The organism is Legionella parisiensis (assembly GCF_001467945.1).
In the GTDB taxonomy this organism is placed as follows: Bacteria; Pseudomonadota; Gammaproteobacteria; order Legionellales; family Legionellaceae; genus Legionella; species Legionella parisiensis.
In genome coordinates, this window is sequence record NZ_LNYQ01000002.1 from 13,914 (window position 1) to 33,006 (window position 19,093).

A 19,093-nucleotide genomic window follows, 5' to 3' on the forward strand; every position below is an offset into this window, starting at 1 on the left:
GCTTTACTATTTATCAGAAAAACAATGAATAAAAGAAACGCCAACTTCCGTTTAATTAAAGAAAAACATAAGACTATAGAATGTGCTTTTATTTGAAGAGATCGAATATTCATTTTTAGGATAATACCCTACCTGACACAAGTGCGACTGCTTCTAAAGGTATGATTTTCGACTCATCATCAGCACACTTTATCTCGCTAATTTTTGCGACTATTTTCCCTGATTTATAATCAGTTTTTAAAATGGAATCAGAGATTGCGGTGCACGAAATGGGGTTGATATTTATTTTAAACTGTAATTGATTAGGACTATCAGAATCATGAAAGGGAGCGATGACAAATGCACTAAAAATTTTGCCCATAGGTATGGATTTTGATTCCTTAATCTCCGGTGTTGAAAATTTAAATTTTTTGATGACTACAACTTCCCCCATCTTGCTTGATGGCACATAAATTTTTTTTGATTCTGAGGTAATTTCTTTTTTATGTTCAGACAGTAATTTGAGATATTCATTCTTATTAATAAAAGCGACAGGGATGAGCCAATCCATAATAGCAATTACTGCCTTATCCAGAAAAGTTGGCTCAACACCTCGATTTTTCGCGGCAAGTTCGGATAACTCTTTTATAGTAATATAGGTTTGTTTTTCTTTCTGCTCTAGTTTTGATTGGACTGAATAAGAGTGAAAAACAAATATGCTAATAATAGCTATGGGTACTATGTATTTACACGTTTTTTTAATACTGTTTTTCACTTGAATATCCTTTTTTAAATTGATTATGCTAAAGTTAATTTTTTCTCTTTTCTGTATTGCTTCCATTCTTTGTCTTTAGAGAAAATCATCGTAGATGATTCTTCAAAAAAATGGCTAATGTTATCAATACCAGCCCATAAGCAGTATTCTTTTATTTCTGAGTAAATATCTTTACTGATTTCGATCTTAATTTTTTCAGTTTCAGGTGCTTTTCTTGCGCTGATTAAAGCCATAATAAATCCTCAATTTAATATAAAAATTAGTGTCTTTTAATAACGATTGTTAAATGGATCATAATTGCTGCTATTGTACGTTGAATAATGATGATAATCATTATTCCAATAATTGTCTCTATCGGATGCACTGGAACCAAAAGAATTTCCCATGCTGTCTAAAGCTCCAATCATTGGTAATCCTGTAGCAGGATTAATTTCTGTATTATTTGATTTGGAGCAAGAACGAAAAGAATTCTGTTTAGCATACTTTGCTTTTTCATTTTCAGTCCATTCGCTATATGGTCGAAAATGAATGATTTTAGCAATTTTTTTCAGAATTTTTTTTAATATGCCCATGATATAAATATCCCTGTTCAGTGACACGATTATAGATAAGAGAATCCGTGAATCACAAGTACGCAATTATTATGCGCTTCCCAAAATATTAATTTAAATAAACTATACTAAAATGGCCAGTGAAACACACACAAAAAAAGCAAAACCAAATAAAAAAGAACACACCCCTCGCAATGTTTATTGCTTAAAACATTTTATTATTATTCAGTAGCTTACGTGCGGATTGGCATTTTAAGATCTGCTAACACCCCTATTTTATATAGGTGTGCATCCACTCTTTAATAATAATCAATAAGTTATAAAATATCAACACCTAATCCACACCTATTGAATGAGTAAAAAATATCTATTGAACGAATATACACACCTATTCGACACCCATTATTAAATGATACAATTATTCTAAACCAGGTAAAAACAATGCACAGAACCTGCATTATAAATTTAAAAGAGGATTGTATGCCCAAGGCTTATTGTTATCTAAATCAAAGAATCATTGATCAGCTCGAAACAATTAAAAAAGATGAAGGACATGATTCATCATCCCAAACCATGAAAGAAATGATCGAATTAGGAATTAAGGTATACCTACACAATAAAGATAATCCAGTAATCAGCGAAGATGAAAAAAGACGCTTAGAAAAAGAGGAGGAATTGAATCGTCAACACACGACTCATCTTTTAAGATTACTGGGAATAAGTGCTGATATTTTTCGCTGTGTTTATGATAAAAATAAACTTTCAGGTGAATCAAATAATGCCGAAGAACATATCGCAGAACTTAAGAAGAAAGTAGATAATTTCATTGAAGGATATATCAATAATTAAGTTAGTATTAATGGTATTTACCAGTTAAATTTAAAAATAATATGGCTTATTTTAAGCTTCAAATTTTACTCTGAATAAGTCATTAATTGTTTCATCTGGAAATATGTTGTCAATCCAATTAAAGCAAATGCCACTAATGAAATAGCCAAACTACCATAATAAAATAGTTCATTCCCTTTAGGAAAATGAACTATTCGATCAATGTATATGATAAACATAAAATACAAGAACCAGATTAAAAATAAACATAAAGTCAATCCATTTTTTACATTAAAATAATAGCAATGAATACGACTTAATATTGCTAAAACCATAAAAATTGGAAACGATATAAAGTAAAAAATCATTTGCATTCCAGATGGCTCATAAGCAACCTGAAGCAGGTTATTCACTTTGGTGGAGCACGCTATTGAAACATAGAGATAAATGAGGTAGACCGATGATCCATTTATCAATAAAAGAGAAATTACTCCAAACATTTTTTTCATATAAAATTCCTAGATGCACTGCGTTCAAGTAATTAATATATTTCCATTTCTCCTCGCTGCAGGGTTTTCAGTTTCTCAATTGGATTATTTTTATTTTCAGGAAGTTCGAGATTCATTTGTCGAGAAATGCTCTCAAGACACTTCTTAATTTGATCTTGATTCATATCTATTTTATTAGGGCAGCCAATAAATTTATCGACATTCGTTGCTTTATTTAATATATCTACCACTCCTTGAACCCCACTGCTTTTATTCACATCATTAAAGTCTTTTTGATGTAACGGAATGGCAATTTCTACAGTTTTTCCATGCTGTTTTAATCGTTCAATGGTTTGAATGATTACCTTATCTTCTTTAATTGATTTGCCATCATTATCCATACAAATGACTATTTTATCTGTAAGTAATGCCATATCGATATTTACAAAATTTTCTTTCCCAAGAGTCGCTATAACCCGTTCATTTTGAACTGCATCTCTAACGCTTAATCCGGTTTCCACCCCTTCTGTAATGTAGGTGACACTTTCATGTCCTTTACCCTCGCTTAAAACGACGCCAACGCCTGCTTTTGAGCCATAAGATTTCTTGGGTTTTATCTTCATTATTGCTTTATTTGCTGTTTCATTATCCAGGTATACCACTTCAACGCAGGCCACTTTATTGTCTTTGTCTCGTGCAATATTTAACAGTGCTGGCCTGTAGCGTACTTCCTCAGTATCTTTGGTATAGACATTAGGATGAAATCGAATATTTTCCCCAGATACATTATGTATCTTTCTAATTTCTTTTAAATACCTTTCTGCTATAGTGCCTGATATAGGTTTGGATTCTCGCACCAATTGCAAACCATAATCTGATGTTTTTCTTTTCTTATCAGTGTCTTTCACTTGAAAATTATTGGGGTTTTTGTTTGCTATTTTAATACGTTCCTTTAGGTCATCACCTGTTAATTTGGCGGCATATTCAAGGCTTTCTTTAAAATTTAGATTCAATGTTTTTTGGATCAAATGAAGCATGTTTCCTTTTTCTTGTGTTTCAAAGTTATGCCAAACTCCTCTTTTTTCTCCGCTTAAACAGAGGCTTAAGCTGCCGTGAGTACCATATCGATATTCTGTTTTGGAAGAAAGCGCTTGATTAGGCTGCCCTAGCAATGATTCTATTACCAGCTCTGCCTGCTCGGATAAGTGTTGTGACAGCATATTCGCATCATAACGAGGCTCCTGGTTCTTCATTATGGGCATTCTTTGCGCTGCTTTGAGTGATGTTGATGGTGCATTGGGTATTGGGGGCTTTGTTTGGACATTCAGATGGTTAAGTGATTCCAATGCAGAAGTTTTCTCAGGAGTAACGCGAAGTTGTTTTTGCAGCTTTTTATGATCGTCTGTATAAATCATTGCCTGCAAGGAGCCTCGCGTTACCATAATATAAAACGACCGCAGGTGATTTACTTGCGCATTTTTAGTCTCAGCAACCCCAATAACAAATGGGGATGAAGCTCCTTGAATTGAATAGCTGGTAGCCGTATAACTATAATCCCAATGGGAGTCGCTCATCAATTTTTTTTGCAGCACGTGTTCCACACCACTACTGTCTTTTACGGTAAATGACTCATTATTTACCGCCGTCACCTGTACCCTTTCATTAGCGAATCGACCTAGAGTCTTATCGGATTTTTTAAAATGAATTTTTTCACCAACTGAAACCCTTCCTGGCATCGATTGAAACAATTCAATTTTCCAGTCTTTATTTTCTTTTTCAGGAACAAAGAGGCATTTATTTCCTTTCGCATCGTTTAATACTACCACTTTCGCTGATTCATCTACTGAAACCACTTTGAAATAGTGCTCCGCTTTCTTTAAAAAATACTCCTCTTGCTTTTTTAAGCAATCCCGATATGTTTCGCAATAATAAAGCTCTGCAGTAGTGTAATTAGTGCTTAACAGTCTCGGAAATTCTTTGTTTTCGGAGCCTAAAGTAGATTCTTTCATAAGGGCATCTCTTATCAAACCATTTGCAACTTCCCGTTTTTTATTTTCATGAATGATAACAATCGTGTTATCACGGCATGATGGTGTACGAGATAAATAATCTCCTACAGCCATTTCGATGGGGTTCTTTTGCTTTAATTCTTCCTGGAATGGATCTATTGATTGCTGTTGTGTGTTTTCCAGTTGCAGGTAGTCTTTGGTCGAATCGCCTGTTTCAATAATTGAAGAGGTAATGCTATGGTAAGGACTATCCGCTTTAGTGCGGGTGATTGAGTCTAAGGGTTGATTGGCTAACTGAGCTAAGGCCTTGTCAATATCACCGGCGATTAATGTTTCGATTGCTTTTTTGTATTCGATAACTTGTTGTCTTACCAAATCATCCATACAGGCCACCCTGATGCTTCCCTCTTGAATTAATATCTTACTTGGCTTACCGCTTTCAATACTTTGATGTTGGCTAATATCGCCAAGCATTGCACAACGAGCGCCAGAATGATGAATTTTTTGCATGAGGTTTGCGCAATCTCGATTAGAGACCATGGATGATTCATCGATAAGAACAAGTGTTTTTTTGCTTAATGTCGATTCCTGTTCTTGTTCAATAAGGAAACTCTTTAATGTTTGGGCTTCAATTCCCAGAGCCCTCATTTCTTTTACAGCCTGGTGAGTGGGCGCAACCGCAATTAGTTCAACCTCTTCATGAGTCATTGATTGGGCATGCTTGATGGTATCAATAGCACTGCGAGTCATGGTTGTTTTTCCAGTTCCTGCATACCCCTGAATCATAATAAACTGATCGGATGTAGTCGTGATTAACTCACAAGCTTCTTTTTGGCCTTTGGTAAGATCTGTCAGTTCTAGTTGTTTTTGCGCTTCATCACTGCTCATCAATGGCTTAAGAATGTTAATACCCGCTTTAACATTCTTTATAATCGATTCTTCAAATGCCACCGCTTCTTTGGTGGTCAAAAACTCGTTCCCTCCAGATATTAAGTCGCCACTGTTTATGGCATTACCCAGGACGTTATCTATTTCATTAAGACCTGCTTTTCCAATAGCCTGATGAACGGCCACTTCAAGTAAATCTGATCGAGTAAAGGCTGCCTCTCGTTCTGAAAGGTGAGCAATTGCAAAGTGCAGCGCTTTTTCCGCATCACTTTTTTGGGGTTTTTTAGCGGTTAATAGGGTTAAGGCCTGCTCTAGTGAACTGAGTAGATCACTCGTGGTTCTATGGTCAATAATCTGTGCACCATGATTTGTTTTGGCGGCATCCAAAGTCAGCGATATCGCGGAGGATTTTGTCGCACTTTTCATGGCAAATCGATTTGCCTTGTCCACATTATCCGTAATAATCATTACGTTTTCTTTACTGGATTCGCATAAAAGCGACATGGTATTTTGTTTGAGCGCATAGGCTGGCAGTGTCATAATGGTTTGTTTCACGGGTTTAAGATCATCGGAATACATGGTTTTGGCATAGGCATGGCTCAATGGGAAATGCTTTTCGTTACTCGTGATAAGATGAATGCTTCTTTTCCCATCTCTTATTTTTATTCCATGTCGGGTAAATGCAGTAACCTCATATTGGTTTCCTATTTTTAATCCTTCAAAGGATAAACTGGCAGTGGCCACTAATTGATCCCCGATTCCTACCGATAAAGGTGTTTGTTCATAAATCTGCATGGAATCTGTAATATTTTTAGCAGCAAGTAGTGATCTTGCCCCATTGGAATTACGAACAATCAATTGATTGTCTTTTTCATTAATACCGAGTACCGTGAATTTTTTTGATTCCGTACGGGTGTTATGGATTAATATCCAATTGGACTGATAACTTTTAGCCAGTTTTTTTTCACTGAGGGTCAAGGGAATACGGGTTAATGTATTTATAGTCTTTTCATCTGATGAAATCTCTCCCTGCTCTTTTAACTGAGTACGGATTGCTTCATTGACTTCTTTAGCTTCGAGCTTTGAGACAGTAAAGACTTTTGTATTTTGCCTCTGGATTACTGGCAAGTTACAGTACATTTGCGCTGTTTTAAGAATACGTCCCTCAACGGTTTGGGCTTCTATAAGATTGATGCTGGTGGCCGGCACCTTTCTGTCATCAACCTCAAATGATTTTATACAGGCTTTATCAAGCAAGTCGGGAATATCGGATTTAAAGCCAGACAGAGATTGTGATTTTTCCAGAAAAATGACCTTGGCACATCGCTTATCGGCAATAGATAATAAAGTATTCATCTCGTCAGGAGCCAGGCGCTGTGCTTCATCCACAATCAGTACTTCGCGCTCCTTTTTACTATGAAAAAAGGGCAATTTATGTTCTGAACCATGACGATAATTAAAGCCTGCTACTGTTTCACACAAATCCTGTTTCCCAATAGATAAAATCCATTGCCACAGTGTAGGCGCTGATTTGGCCATATCCTTATTGATTGTATTGGCAGAAAAAGCAGAGGGACAAAGGATACGAATTATTTTGGAATCCTGTGAATAATCAATTAAAGTACTTAAAAGCTCACGCGAGGTAGCGCTTTGCTGCTTGATGCGTACAACTCCATCTTTATTAAATAAGGCTTGAGTTACTGCCTTTTGAATGGACTCATTATCGGTGAGTTTGCACACTTTATCCATATTTCGTTCGATGCCTTTTTTTTGGTGTGTGAAGTTCACGATTTTTTTTATGAGCTCTTGTTCTTTGTTAATGAGCTTACTCGTTGTAAAAGAGGAGTTTTCTGCATTAAGAGCAATCAGATTTTGTGCATCAATTTCTTGATCAATCCGTGACATCAGCGCTTCAAAGCCCTGTTCACCTAAGGAAAAATAGAGACTTGTCTGTAACACTTCCTGATAGGTAAATGTAAGTTTTTTCTCTTCTAAATGCGCAATTGCATCAAGAACACTTCTATCGAGTTCTTGATTATTGGACATGGCTTCTTTAGGCGTATGCGATTCTTTGGTTTTATCCTTTAAAGTGGCCAGATAGGTGGCAGGATTTACTCCCAGCGCTTCACTTTCTGCTTTCCATCGCATGCGTAATTCCTCTGGGGAAACCACTTCCTTTGACTTTCTTGAATCCAGAGTTGCTCTGTCATATGCTTTTAACGAATTTGAGTGCATCCCTTTAATGTGTTCTTCAACCTGGGTACGGCGTTTAGACATTCGTTCCAGCAATGTCTTATCAAAATGTTTGATTTCAAATAAACCATGGGCATCGCCTGTATGTTCTATTTCGAGCCCCATTTCTTTTAAACCAAGAGCAATTTCAGACCGGTACACAAGCCCTAAAAAGATTTGGTTGTCCATAATCCATTCCATAGTGCCGTGATTACGACTGATATCAGAGGCTAAAGCACGCCACTTGCCATCAAGACGTTCAGTAAAATTCATCAAAAGTGCATGCACATGGAGCTGAGGATCAAGCTCTCGGGAGGTGTCATGGAGGATGGTCGCAAAACACAGATTGCCAGTCTTTTCATACTCCATACCCTCTTTTCCTGATTTGCGTGCTTCGGCAGCTTCCTTCTCAATGAGTTTTAATACCGTTTTTACGGCATTTAAATGCAAATCAATAAACTCTTTATGGCCACAAACCAAACCAAGATAGGACACCGATTTAGGCGCGGAGAAGGTCAGATCATATCCGCCACGATGCTTGATTTCGCCGGATTGGGTTTTGAGGCCAATGACATCGCCGCTCGGTAATGCACCACGAACAACGGCCTCAAGGGATAGTACGTTAACCTCTCCAGAAAGGTTTTGTCGCTCAGCACTTAACCCCACCCATTCGGTGGTCAATTGATTTGAAAAGTAATAATTTTCCTTATCAAAATAATAACCTGGCATTTTAATCGGTTTAACTCGCAGACTTAACATAATTTATTCCTCTATCAAAAAATAGATTCAATCTCGTATTCACCTTGGAAACGCTTGGAATTAGTCGACTCTTGCGCATTAAAGCGACTGTCTGAGGACTCATTAACAACAGGCACATGTTTAATGCTGGTATTAGAAACAGGAAGAGACGGTATGGCACGAGGTAGAAAACCTGAAGCCTTCGCGCTTCTTTTTTGATAATGAAGCTCCAATTTTGTTATAGGATATTGACCTGGCAATCGCAGATAACAAGTAAGCGGATCAAGCCCCATAATTTCAGGATAAGTCACCAAGGGTCGTGTAATACGGTTTTTTCCTAAGGAAATCCCATCACGAATGGAGTTAGCTCCATAAGAATAATTTTCTCGGGTATCATCAATTTCCTCATCCCCAAGTTCCTTACTGACAAGTTGCGCCATTTCATGACTTGGACTTGCAAAAAAGGCTCGGGTATTCAGCAAGTCAAAAATTTCAGCCGCCCCACTACGCCCATATACCTTCTCCAATTGACTAAAGCTCTGCATTCCCAGCAGAAAACAGCCGCCAAATTTCCTGACTTCAGCAATGGTTTCACCCAATAAGGGTAATTTGTGCAGGCTTGGTAATTCATCACAAATAAACCAAATTCGCCTGTTCGCATCTTCTGGCAAGCTCAAAAGTGTCAGGGATGCCATGGCAATCCACATCGAAATCAATGGTTTTAAAGATTTATGCTGTTCCCCATTGCTTGATATAAAAAGCCAGCCCTCCAAATCTTTATTTAACAGATAATCACGAATGGAAAAGGAAGGCTTACCAGATTCATCAAGCCCACTTAACGACTGCATTGATTTAAGGTAGGTTGTGATGACGGAGCGAATGGAGATGGCTGTTTTTTCTATTTTATTACTGACCAAAGTCGCTGCAGCCGTGCCGTTGAGATAAGGTTCCAACTCACTAAACTCGCCCGTTACCAGTAACCCTAACAGCTTGGATAGGGAACGTTCCTTATCCTCACGCATTTGACTTGCAAGACAGGCAAACACGGTGCGTGCTGCATTAACCCAAAATGGATCGTTTTCTCCATGCATGGGGATGAGGCTTTCTGCCATGTTTTCCAGTAATTCATCTTTTGGGGCTTCCAGCCATAAATCCCAATTAGCACAGCGTGCATCAAAAGGATTAAGTAAAACATCATGATCTTCCTGAAAATAAGCCTGAGTAAACGTGCATCCCTTGTCATAGACAATGACTCGGTCGCCTCGTGCACGTAAACAATCCATCAATTTCATAATGAACTGACTTTTCCCCATCCCAACCGTGCCATGAACCAATAAATGCTGCACCTCTGCACCTTGCAACAGGGGAAATCCATCAAGATGTAAATCAGATGCTTTTCTTTGCTTTATGATCTGTTTTTTAAGTGTTTCTGATGGGACTAAACTAGCCCCTCGTATAAATTGGTTTTGTGTTTGTACCTTTCCTCGATAAATGAAATATCGGCTCACCAAAAGTGCCACAATCAACGATAGGGGAAAACTCCATAGAGTTGACTGTAACAGGAGTGTCAGTAAACGATCGGAGGTAGCAGAAAAATAGTGATTGTGGAGAAGCTGTTCGACAGTTTGTGATGCATACCCCCCTTTAACAGGGATAGAAAATACATGTGGCACCCCTGCCAGGTGATAAAAATGAGCCGCATGATAGGACACAGTCTGTCTTATCATTCCATGTGGCGCAAAGATACAGGTCATTACAATGCTTAACCCTGCCCAAATGAATAAGTAAACATGAAAGAGCGCTTTGTTAATCTGAAACCACATCCGCAGATTATGGAATGAGATCTGGCCGCCCCGTGTATAATGTTTGTAATTGGATTCATGGCGCATTATATCTTCCTCCAGCTTGTTTTGGGCAAAGCAGCGGCTTCCACTGCTTGTATTTGTGGTTAAAAATTATTCTTTTTGATGTGTTTTGTTTATTTTAAGGGTATTGCCGCACTGGCATTTTTGTCCTTATCAAAATAATTCTTTATGAGAGTAAACAGCACGCTGATGCCTATCCTATTGAGCTCCATTTCAACAAGGATGCTCGTTAAAATCCCGCTGATGAAAAACGCGCCAAAGGATATGAAGAAGGCAGCACTGGGAAACAAGAACAGTGAAGGAATCAAAACAATCCCCGCAAATATTCGATAGGCTATAGTTCCAGCCCTTCTTATTTGTTTTACAATCAATGAGCCTGTTCTTAGTTTGTGTTTCAATTGATAGTCAATCAAAATGTATTGATTTAATGTGCTGTAAATGAATAGAAAAACAAAAAGGCATAGTCCTAGAGCCATTAATGGCAGCCAGAAAAACATGTAGATGAGCTCGTGCGTTGAAATCTCCACCATCAATACGTTCCAATAAAAAGGGAGTGGAAGTAAAAATCCTAGAAGTATTGTTCCATATAGTTTAAAAAAAACATGCAAAAACAAACGCCTGTTCGCCTGGTAATACTCCTTGGCCGGCATAATATCCACGTCCAATGTTTTTAATGTTTCTATATCCAAGGCGATGGCCTCTTTTAATTCTTGTGAATTCATTTCTTCATTATTCATGGATAAGCTCCTTCTTTGGGGCTGATTTATCATGATGATCAACCCATTTAGTAAAATAGGCGAGGTATAACTGCGTTGACGTTACTTTGCCCCAGTTTTTTCCCCTCGCCTACATCGTTGTTCGTTGTTTCAACCGCTTGCTGGTATTGACTCTTTAAACGCCCTCCTCCACTGCTTGTTTTATTTACCGCCGCATCGACCTGATTATTAATTTTTTGCTGCATGCTTTCGGCTCTTGATGCATCCATGCCAACTCCCAGAGTCCTTCCAGAATCCTCCAATGCATTACTGTTTTTGTGGTAGTCCGCTCTCATTTGTGACTCTTTGGTACTTAATGGATTTGCTGCATCCTGATAAAAGGAGTCAATCCGAGCATTTTTAGAAGCATTGCCGTATCGTGCGATTAAACCTTCTCGTTGTTCACTGATAAACTCATTAGCTAGCATTTGTAATTGTTTTAATGAAGCCAGATCTGAAGGATTAGAATACAATTCATCTCGTGCCTTTTCTCCAATGCGGTGTGCCACAAAGCCAGGAAATGCCTGATTAAGATCGGTTGTAATCTGATCGGAGTTTGATTCCACATAACTCCTGGCCGTGCTAATGCGAGCGGCTTTAGACATCGAGGCATCGTAGTTTTGACTTGCCGTTTGTGCTTCCCGCAAGTCAGTACCCATTTGATTCGAAAGGCTTGCCCCTTCCGAATGGCTGTTATCAAAATGATGGTTTTGTGCAAACTGGCTCACGTAATTAAGCGCCTGATTAAAGTCTTCTGCTTCCTTCGCTGACATGCTGCTGTCCGTACCCTCATGGTAACGATCACTACTCGTTGATGACCTATCGAACTTGGCATGACTATCAGCACCTCCTGTTGCTCCAAAAGCAAATCGCCCAATACTTCCCAGCATACTTTTTTCACTTGCGACTCCGACGTGGGCATTTAATCCAGCTGAGGTCATATGAGCCAGCGCATCCTCTTGGCTTATCCCTTCGCGCTTAGCTACATCCGAGGCAATATGCGTCATGGTCGATAAGGCCTGGCTGTATTGACCGGATTCGCTTTCAGATACTCCATCGCCTAAACGCATATCATGTCCCTGCATTTTCGATAATTGTACGGCACTGTGCGCAAAACTGGATAAGGACGTTTGATAATGCTGGCTTTCATTGGCTGCAGCCTGCCTGGATTCCTCAAAAGCCTGATTTAAAGAGCCACTTAAGGCCTTTGTATCTGAAATGTGTACGGGTCCTCGTGACATCCCAGGACTTACATCAAAAACAGCATCTCCATGGCCTGTGGTCGTCTTAAGCACTCCACTTCCCAATTGTTCCGTGTGCATCCCATGCATGTTCGTCCAATTGGTATCGTGCTTGTTAGCCGAAACATTATTGGCGCTGGTATTTTCATAGTTCATATTCCAACCGCTGTAACTTGCCATTGAGATGTTACCTGCAGCTGCAGATTGTGCTTCACTGACTGACAAAGATTGTGCCATACCACCAAAATGCTGGGAGGAGGTACTTAAAATCTGTCCCAATCCTTTCGTGATGTACAGGGCAATAACAGGAACACTTGCCGCCAATGCGCCTGCCGTATAGGCGAAATTACTGTGCATGCTCGCTAATGAATCGATATTAGAGAAGGTCACACCTCCGGTTTTTTGACCAAACAAAGTAATGGTAGTACTTGAGGCCATAGAAACAAACCAATGAAAAATAATAAACATCGGCGGCCATGACCAAAGGTAGATTTGAGATTGTACCCACAAGAAATAAGCGTTACTCAGGGTCGGGAAAAATGAAATTAAAACAACTAATGGAAAAATACACAGCGTTAGCATCCACATCACGGTCATATAGTAAGGCAGGCGAAATCCTGCAAGCCAAAAGCTATTGGCTTCGGCAATGTGCATTTTTTGAGTGCTGTCCGTATTGGTGTAATTCATGAGTGCCGCATCAGCTCCTGAAAAAGCAAAAGCATCGGCAGCAGCATCTCGGGTCGCATTAATTAAGATATTCTGCGTAAGTGTTTCAGCCGCATCTTCGGTAATGTTCATGTAATATTTGTGAGCAGCTTGCAGCCGGTCACCAAAAGTCTTTTCGCCTGGTAAAGAACTGCTGTCCGTGTTGCGTGATCCTAAAGCACCTGTGGTTACCAGATGATTAAGACGCTCCAACTCTAATTTGGCTGCAACGGGCAATCGAGTTTTTAAATTGGCTGCTGCATCAGCACAACTTAAATTGTCTCCATTGTGCAGAATCACCCGATAAATAGGCGATGGGCTCTCAAAATAGGTTTTAGATAGATGAGCACTTTGGGTAAGCTCCTGAGGGCTTAATTGGTGACTTGCCAAAAGTTTTGCCGTAAACACGCATTGACGGATATAGGACGATAGGTCTTGTGCCAAATCAGGCGACATGGAGAGCCTTGTCTGGGTTGCCGCAAGCCAGGTTCTTGCACCAAAAATCATTCCGGTTTTGTTGTACTCCAGGCTATCTGGCATGTGAAATACATCACTAAAAGCAGTTGTTATTCCGTACCCCATGCCACTAATGACTGCTGCAGGTAATGCAACACCTAAAGGCACATGATCAACTGTTAAGGCCTCTCCTGCTCCTTCGGCTGTCTGCATGTCAATTATAGCCACAGGCACTTTAATGCCTAGCACGCAATACATGACTAAAAAGGTGGTCAGCACAAAGCGAGTTAATGATTCGAGCTTTTTCCCCATCACGTACTGATAACCGACCATACCAACGGATAGAATCATGATAATGTCACACGCCGTACTAAAGGTAGATTCAGTAAGCAAAGCGGCCATACCATCAAGCAACTCTTTTAAATAAATCCCATTTTGTGGGGTGTAGATTAATAATGGGCTCATTGTGCCCCTCCGGTATATGATTTTCTTAAGATGGGATTAAGGGCATTAAGCGCCTGCTTCACGTTGTTTTGAACCAATTGATTGGTGGTCAGTGCGGCATTAAAACGTGCTCGTGATTCGCTATTAAAATTATCTACAAATTGTTGGGCTACCTGCAGGTTTTTAAATAATTTCTCTTCATGATCACTACCTAAATCACGCCCTGCAAGGGATGCTCGAATCACTTCAAGTGAATTTGCAAGATACTGGGCAAGCAAATCCGTTGCTACACTCTGAGCAAGTTCATAACTGCTTTGTATGCCGATATTCTGTTGTGCACTGGCTGAAATGAGCTGAAATACAGACGGCTGGGTTAGTTCAATTAACCCTTTTTGTTGTGGCGTTAAGGCCGTCCCTGATTTGATATTCTCATAAACTCCCTGCAGGATGGCTTGTACCTGAGAAACCAGAGCATCTTTGCTGCTGATCTCCTGGCTTCCTTTCACATTGATGGCAACACATTTTATGGGTTTGTTTGAATCAGTGCACTTATAGCTGGGTAATTTGCCTCCATAGAGCAAGGCTTTTACAAAATCCTGATTAGTCGCTAAAGAGGGATACGTTTGCATCCCTCCTTTGGCATCAAATACCAGTGTTCCTGAAATCGACATATAGACTTCTGAAATTTCTGTATCTGATTTGATGAATTCATTCAGTTGTAATGCATCCCAAACTACGTTGGTATTCAAAAGAGCCCTGTCTTTATATTCTGAATCGTTTTTTGCCTGTTCCAATCGCTTTTCAATCTCCCCTCCTGTCGAACATTTATGTCGGGCTTCTGCCCAATCGGTGTATACATTACGATTACGCCCGATGTCCTCACACAAACGCTGATGTGCCGCTCTATTTTTGGGATAAAGCGCTGCAGTCAGGTTTTCTCCCATCTCACACGAATTAAAATTTGTCCCATTAATGTCATTTGCCAGCTTTTGCATGTATTGCATGGCATGAGCAATTTCAGGCAGCTCGGTCTCCAGTGCAAGGTTCATTGCATAGCCTGCCCCGTTACTTAAAATATTCTGCATGAAGGAAACAATCTGCTCTGATTTAATAAAGGAAAAACCACCTGCAAAAATATCAATTCCGCCACATCCTGAGCGAAACCCAGGTACATCAACGTGAGCTATCTGAATGGAACGCACCTGATTTCTGGCATAGACAGAGCCTAATGATGCAAATCCTGCTGCCTGTGATTCATAGGAATGGCTACCCGTGACATTCGCAGAATAACCAAGATTATTAAAAAAATGATTTAAATCGGCACTGGCTGATGCATGAACACCATTTCCTGTCACGCAAGTAAAAGACGCAACAACGGTTAGCACAAGAGCTCTAATCATTAAATTTCTCCTCAATGTGTTGCTTTAATTCATGTACTCTTTGTGCCAGCTGATAAGGAGTTGCTTCTCCAAACAAGACAGCGTAGGCCTCCAGGGTATGTCGATTGACTAAAAACAAGGCGGGAACCGTAGGCTTATACCCTCCTGATACATAGAATGTTTGAAAAAGCTCAGGTGTTAATGGTGTGGTATCGAGTCCATCCAGGGACTCTCCATCCAGGCTAAAAGCACGAACCTTAATATGGAATGTTTCTGAAAAATCCTTTAAAACAGGGGAGAATTTTTTACAATGTGGGCAGGTGCTTCGATAAATAAATGCAAAATAATAATTTTGGGATAAATCTTTAGCTTCAGCTGATTCCTTCTGTGCAAAAGCTTTAGGGGCTTGCTTTTTCAATAACAGTGCATTGAGTTCTTCAACTGCCACATTGGCGTGCAATGGATTAATTACAGAACAAAGCAGTAAAAAAATGATGCGGACAATCATGCTTCAAACCCCTCATAGCTGTATCGTTTGTAATGAGTCGCCACATCCAGCAGGCGTTCTTTTAACTCGGTTGTGGAGACGAAACCATAAGATAAAGGCGACATTTTTTGTGTTTTTAAATCAACAAGAAACAGTGCGGGCATGTAGCGTGACTGTAAATTCATTGTTTTTTGTATTTCATGAAGAGGTATGTTTTTAGGATTAGGCAAACCTTCAATGGGTTGTCCATCTGTTGTGACCGAAATCATTGAAAAGTGGGTCTGATTGACGAATGGCACAAGATGAGTGATGAATTTTTGCGAAATGGAACTGTTCCCTTTGTAAAAAAGGATTAATCCATAACGTTTAGCCCCTTCTCGGACTACCCTCTCCATTAAAAGATTCATTGAATCATTGCGAATGGCCACAGCCGTATTGTCAGTTGGAAAATTTAAGGAATGATCCAGCTCAGGATGAGACAACAGCACCTGTTGCCAGTACTGGACAAATTTCTGATTGTTTTTGGCATACACCTGCTGGGCTTTCATGTACTCATAGGTTGCATCAAATGATGGGGCAATTAATGCCGTTGCGAGCTTATTCATGGTGGCTTTGCGGACTTCCATGAGCTCTTCATATGGAGTCAGCGCAGGCTTTGACACCTTTGGAATTTGAACAGGTTTCATCTGAGGTTCTTTGTTTTCTGTACTGTACCAATGAAACCCATGAGCAGGTGGACTTACTAAATCAGCCATGGCCGGCATGGAAAGTAACATTAAAATAATAGTAAATAATCTCATTTTTGTTCTGCCTTTTTCTGGACTCGCCGTTTGATTTCATCCATTGCTTTTGAAGCGTCGGGGCTATTTAAAACGACATCGCCTACAATTCCTGCTTCTTTTGTTGGTTGTCCTTGGGGAAATGGATAGACAGGGTTTAAAAAATCGATGCGCCCCATGTCAAGGCTTTGTAATTCATTCACACTGAGCCCCGCGCAGCGTGTATGCTCCGCATCTCCTAAAGCATTGGGATTTAATTGTCTTAAACGTCCTTCGGCCTGGATAATGCGCGCCATTTTGCTGTCAAAGACACAATAGGTGCGTTTGTGCTCCAGACAGGTGCCAAAAATGGGATCTTTCTGACTGCAGAATTCGCCTACGTAATGAGCCAGATAATTGAGTTTGGCTTTGCCTAAAGCCTTATCTTCTTCACGACACAAATCGATATGGAGTTTGTCAGCCCAGCCTTCATTCGAACAACAATCAATAATGTCCCAAACCCAGATTTTGCACTGAACGGGATGGCCTGAAAATAAGGTGGCCTGCGTTTTACCAAACTCAGCGCCAGCAGCTCCTGCAACGGCCATGGGTGCCATGGCCTCTCCAAAACCATCATTCTGAGTCGCAGCATGTTCCGTGCAGTCTCCATCGGCACAAAAGAGATCACGCACACAAGCCACAGGCTGTGGGCAGACTGTCTCATCGCAACGATATACCTGCTCATAGAGTGAACAGGCATTATTGTTCATTAATGTACAGCGCGAGCTTGCCTGTAAGCATCCTTTTTCACGTTGCGTTTTACATTCATCAGCTGCAGCGGATGCGCATTGATATCGTGCATTAAGCTCCCAGCAATCGCGGGTGACGGGCAGGCCATTAATGACACGGGTTGGATTGGAATCAGTACACTGCTCTTGTGTTTTTTGACATAGGTTGTTTGTCTCAAGAGCAGCGCATTCATTATCCCAGTGCTCTTCTTCCACATAGGATTTAGAATGAGCATTAATCGTCAATGCCACTTGAATTGGGTAATAGCGACTGAACTTATCTGAAATATACAGGGTGATTACTCCTCCATTCTGGCAGGTTGGAAGTCCCACAACACGCACCCAATGAGCAGAACCACCATTATTTAGAATGGAGTGTACTGTGGCTTTCATCTCCTCGCAGGGATGATTTAATTTAACAGGATTGGTTAAATGTCCTCCTGCGCTATTGGTCATCGCACCCGTTATAAGATTAACCGCTATGAGTCCAGTCCATTTTTTATGAACCCATACCTCAAAGTCAGCTCTTTGACTCCATCGTTCTGTGTTCACGGTTACTTTGCGTTTTTTTAAACACTGTTGTTCTGGTAATTGCCTTGATGTATGACAGATTTCCTCATGCGACTTAATCTCACAAGCCTGTGGCTTTTCATCGCATTTAATCCGCTCATTAGATTGTCCATGGGTAATCGCATAACTTTCTTCTTCAATTAATTTGGCGTTTTTAATCGCTTCATTTTTAGTATTGATTTCAAACTGGCGCTGACCAAAATGCTCGGTCACAGTATGTCCACCGGCATCATTTTTTAAGGCATTCGCAGCCAAGGTACTTAAATCCGTTTTTTCAGTTTCAACCCCCTGATAATGAAGCGATTGCGAGGGATTTTCCGTATAGTCTTTGAAGGTATTCTGGGGCTTAAATTCATTCATGGCGCTCAGTGGCTGATTCCCCAAAGATTTTGCGTATTCTTTTAATTTCTGAAAGTCCTGCGCTGTTGTATTGGCAGCTGAGAACGTGCCAAATCCAAAAATACAGACGATGGCCAACATGCATCTAAACATGGCCTTTCTCCAATATGGTGGCCGCTAATGTGGCTCCTGCATCTCCTTTCTGGGCGATGAGCTCCAGTCCTTTTTTTATGCTTGCATTGCCATAGACTACATCAAAGGGTTGATTGGCACAGAACTGCCCTGAACCGCAAGACTTGGAGGGCTCTGTGACTACAAGCGCTGGAACCGTTGTAATGTGGAATTGACTAAACCAGACCGGATCAATAGAAATTCCCTTAAAGTTTAAATGCTGCTTTTGAGCTTCGCTATTAAGGCGTTTAAATGTTTCTATGGTTTGTTTAAAATCACCATCCACTAAGCCATTAATGACCACGGGAATATGAAACCGTGCTGCTTCATCGCTCAATGCAAATAGAAGTGAGTCGGGCATGGAAAAGGATACAAATAAAATGGCACCTTCTACTCTCTGCGGTTTTTGATTGCTTTGTAAACCGTCCGCGCTGCGTTGCATGAGTGTATCAATCAATGATTGGTGCTCTGATTGATTCCGTGAGGACGTACGATTTAGCATTTCGATTGTCTTACTCGAAATGGTTGATACTTGGTGAGCCCCCTCCTCTTGATACTGCCTTAATTCATCATTAGTGTTTGCAAAACATCCGCCAATCCCGGTCAGAAACAGGATAATGATTTTAATGTAGTGCGCCATTAAAGGC

General features: G+C 40.2%; 14 protein-coding genes. 1 reads left to right on the forward strand and 13 read right to left on the reverse strand.

Annotated elements, in window-relative coordinates; translation table 11 throughout:
* Positions 1 to 115: 115 nt before the first annotated feature.
* Genes Lpar_RS00160 through Lpar_RS00170 form a run of 3 tightly spaced genes read right to left on the reverse strand, consistent with a single transcriptional unit; the run spans position 116 to position 1,392 of the window.
* Positions 116 to 754, reverse strand: a complete 639-nt coding sequence (locus Lpar_RS00160; protein WP_014845130.1) for a hypothetical protein — start codon at positions 752 to 754, stop codon at positions 116 to 118.
* 23 nt (positions 755 to 777) lie between these two features.
* Positions 778 to 987, reverse strand: a complete 210-nt coding sequence (locus tag Lpar_RS00165) for a hypothetical protein (protein WP_014845131.1) — start codon at positions 985 to 987, stop codon at positions 778 to 780.
* 36 nt (positions 988 to 1,023) lie between these two features.
* Positions 1,024 to 1,392: a hypothetical protein gene (locus Lpar_RS00170; protein ID WP_255464430.1), complete on the reverse strand. Its 369-nt coding sequence runs from the start codon at positions 1,390 to 1,392 to the stop codon at positions 1,024 to 1,026.
* Positions 1,393 to 1,785: 393 nt separating this feature from the next.
* Here Lpar_RS00170 and Lpar_RS00175 point away from each other — a divergent pair, with 393 nt between their 5' ends.
* A complete protein-coding gene (locus tag Lpar_RS00175) occupies positions 1,786 to 2,154 on the forward strand; it encodes a hypothetical protein (protein ID WP_014845133.1) in 369 nt (122 codons plus the stop codon).
* A gap of 65 nt (positions 2,155 to 2,219) precedes the next feature.
* Here the strand turns inward: Lpar_RS00175 and Lpar_RS00180 are convergent, their stop codons facing one another.
* The 10 genes from Lpar_RS00180 to trbC all read right to left on the reverse strand — a co-directional run bounded on the left by Lpar_RS00180 (position 2,220) and on the right by trbC (position 19,086).
* Entirely contained in the window at positions 2,220 to 2,642 is a 423-nt protein-coding gene (locus tag Lpar_RS00180) for a hypothetical protein (protein ID WP_019350439.1), read from the reverse strand.
* A gap of 32 nt (positions 2,643 to 2,674) precedes the next feature.
* Positions 2,675 to 8,509: a conjugative transfer relaxase/helicase TraI gene (gene traI, locus Lpar_RS00185; RefSeq protein WP_014845134.1), complete on the reverse strand. Its 5,835-nt coding sequence runs from the start codon at positions 8,507 to 8,509 to the stop codon at positions 2,675 to 2,677.
* Between the two features lie 14 nt (positions 8,510 to 8,523).
* On the reverse strand, positions 8,524 to 10,377 hold the full coding sequence (gene traD / locus Lpar_RS00190; RefSeq protein ID WP_014845135.1) for a type IV conjugative transfer system coupling protein TraD: 1,854 nt from the start codon (positions 10,375 to 10,377) through the stop codon (positions 8,524 to 8,526).
* An 89-nt stretch (positions 10,378 to 10,466) separates the two neighbouring features.
* Positions 10,467 to 11,090 (reverse strand): hypothetical protein, encoded by a 624-nt coding sequence (locus Lpar_RS00195; protein ID WP_014845136.1) that lies wholly within the window; start codon positions 11,088 to 11,090, stop codon positions 10,467 to 10,469.
* 47 nt (positions 11,091 to 11,137) lie between these two features.
* A complete protein-coding gene (locus Lpar_RS00200) occupies positions 11,138 to 13,975 on the reverse strand; it encodes a conjugal transfer protein TraG N-terminal domain-containing protein (RefSeq protein WP_014845137.1) in 2,838 nt (945 codons plus the stop codon).
* Positions 13,972 to 15,354 (reverse strand): conjugal transfer protein TraH, encoded by a 1,383-nt coding sequence (locus tag Lpar_RS00205; RefSeq protein WP_014845138.1) that lies wholly within the window; start codon positions 15,352 to 15,354, stop codon positions 13,972 to 13,974. Before Lpar_RS00205 ends, Lpar_RS00200 begins: the two co-directional genes overlap by 4 nt.
* Positions 15,347 to 15,841 carry a type-F conjugative transfer system pilin assembly thiol-disulfide isomerase TrbB gene (gene trbB / locus Lpar_RS00210; RefSeq protein ID WP_014845139.1) on the reverse strand — a complete coding sequence of 165 codons (495 nt, stop codon included), beginning with the start codon at positions 15,839 to 15,841 and terminating at the stop codon, positions 15,347 to 15,349. The genes Lpar_RS00205 and trbB overlap by 8 nt, the downstream gene beginning before the upstream one ends.
* Positions 15,838 to 16,620: a type-F conjugative transfer system pilin assembly protein TraF gene (gene traF, locus Lpar_RS00215; RefSeq protein ID WP_014845140.1), complete on the reverse strand. Its 783-nt coding sequence runs from the start codon at positions 16,618 to 16,620 to the stop codon at positions 15,838 to 15,840. Before traF ends, trbB begins: the two co-directional genes overlap by 4 nt.
* Positions 16,617 to 18,428: a type-F conjugative transfer system mating-pair stabilization protein TraN gene (gene traN / locus Lpar_RS00220; RefSeq protein ID WP_014845141.1), complete on the reverse strand. Its 1,812-nt coding sequence runs from the start codon at positions 18,426 to 18,428 to the stop codon at positions 16,617 to 16,619. The genes traF and traN overlap by 4 nt, the downstream gene beginning before the upstream one ends.
* The gene (gene trbC, locus Lpar_RS00225; RefSeq protein WP_101901819.1) at positions 18,421 to 19,086 is read right to left on the reverse strand and encodes a type-F conjugative transfer system pilin assembly protein TrbC; all 666 of its coding nucleotides are present in this window, start codon (positions 19,084 to 19,086) and stop codon (positions 18,421 to 18,423) included. Before trbC ends, traN begins: the two co-directional genes overlap by 8 nt.
* Between the last annotated feature and the right edge of the window lie 7 nt (positions 19,087 to 19,093).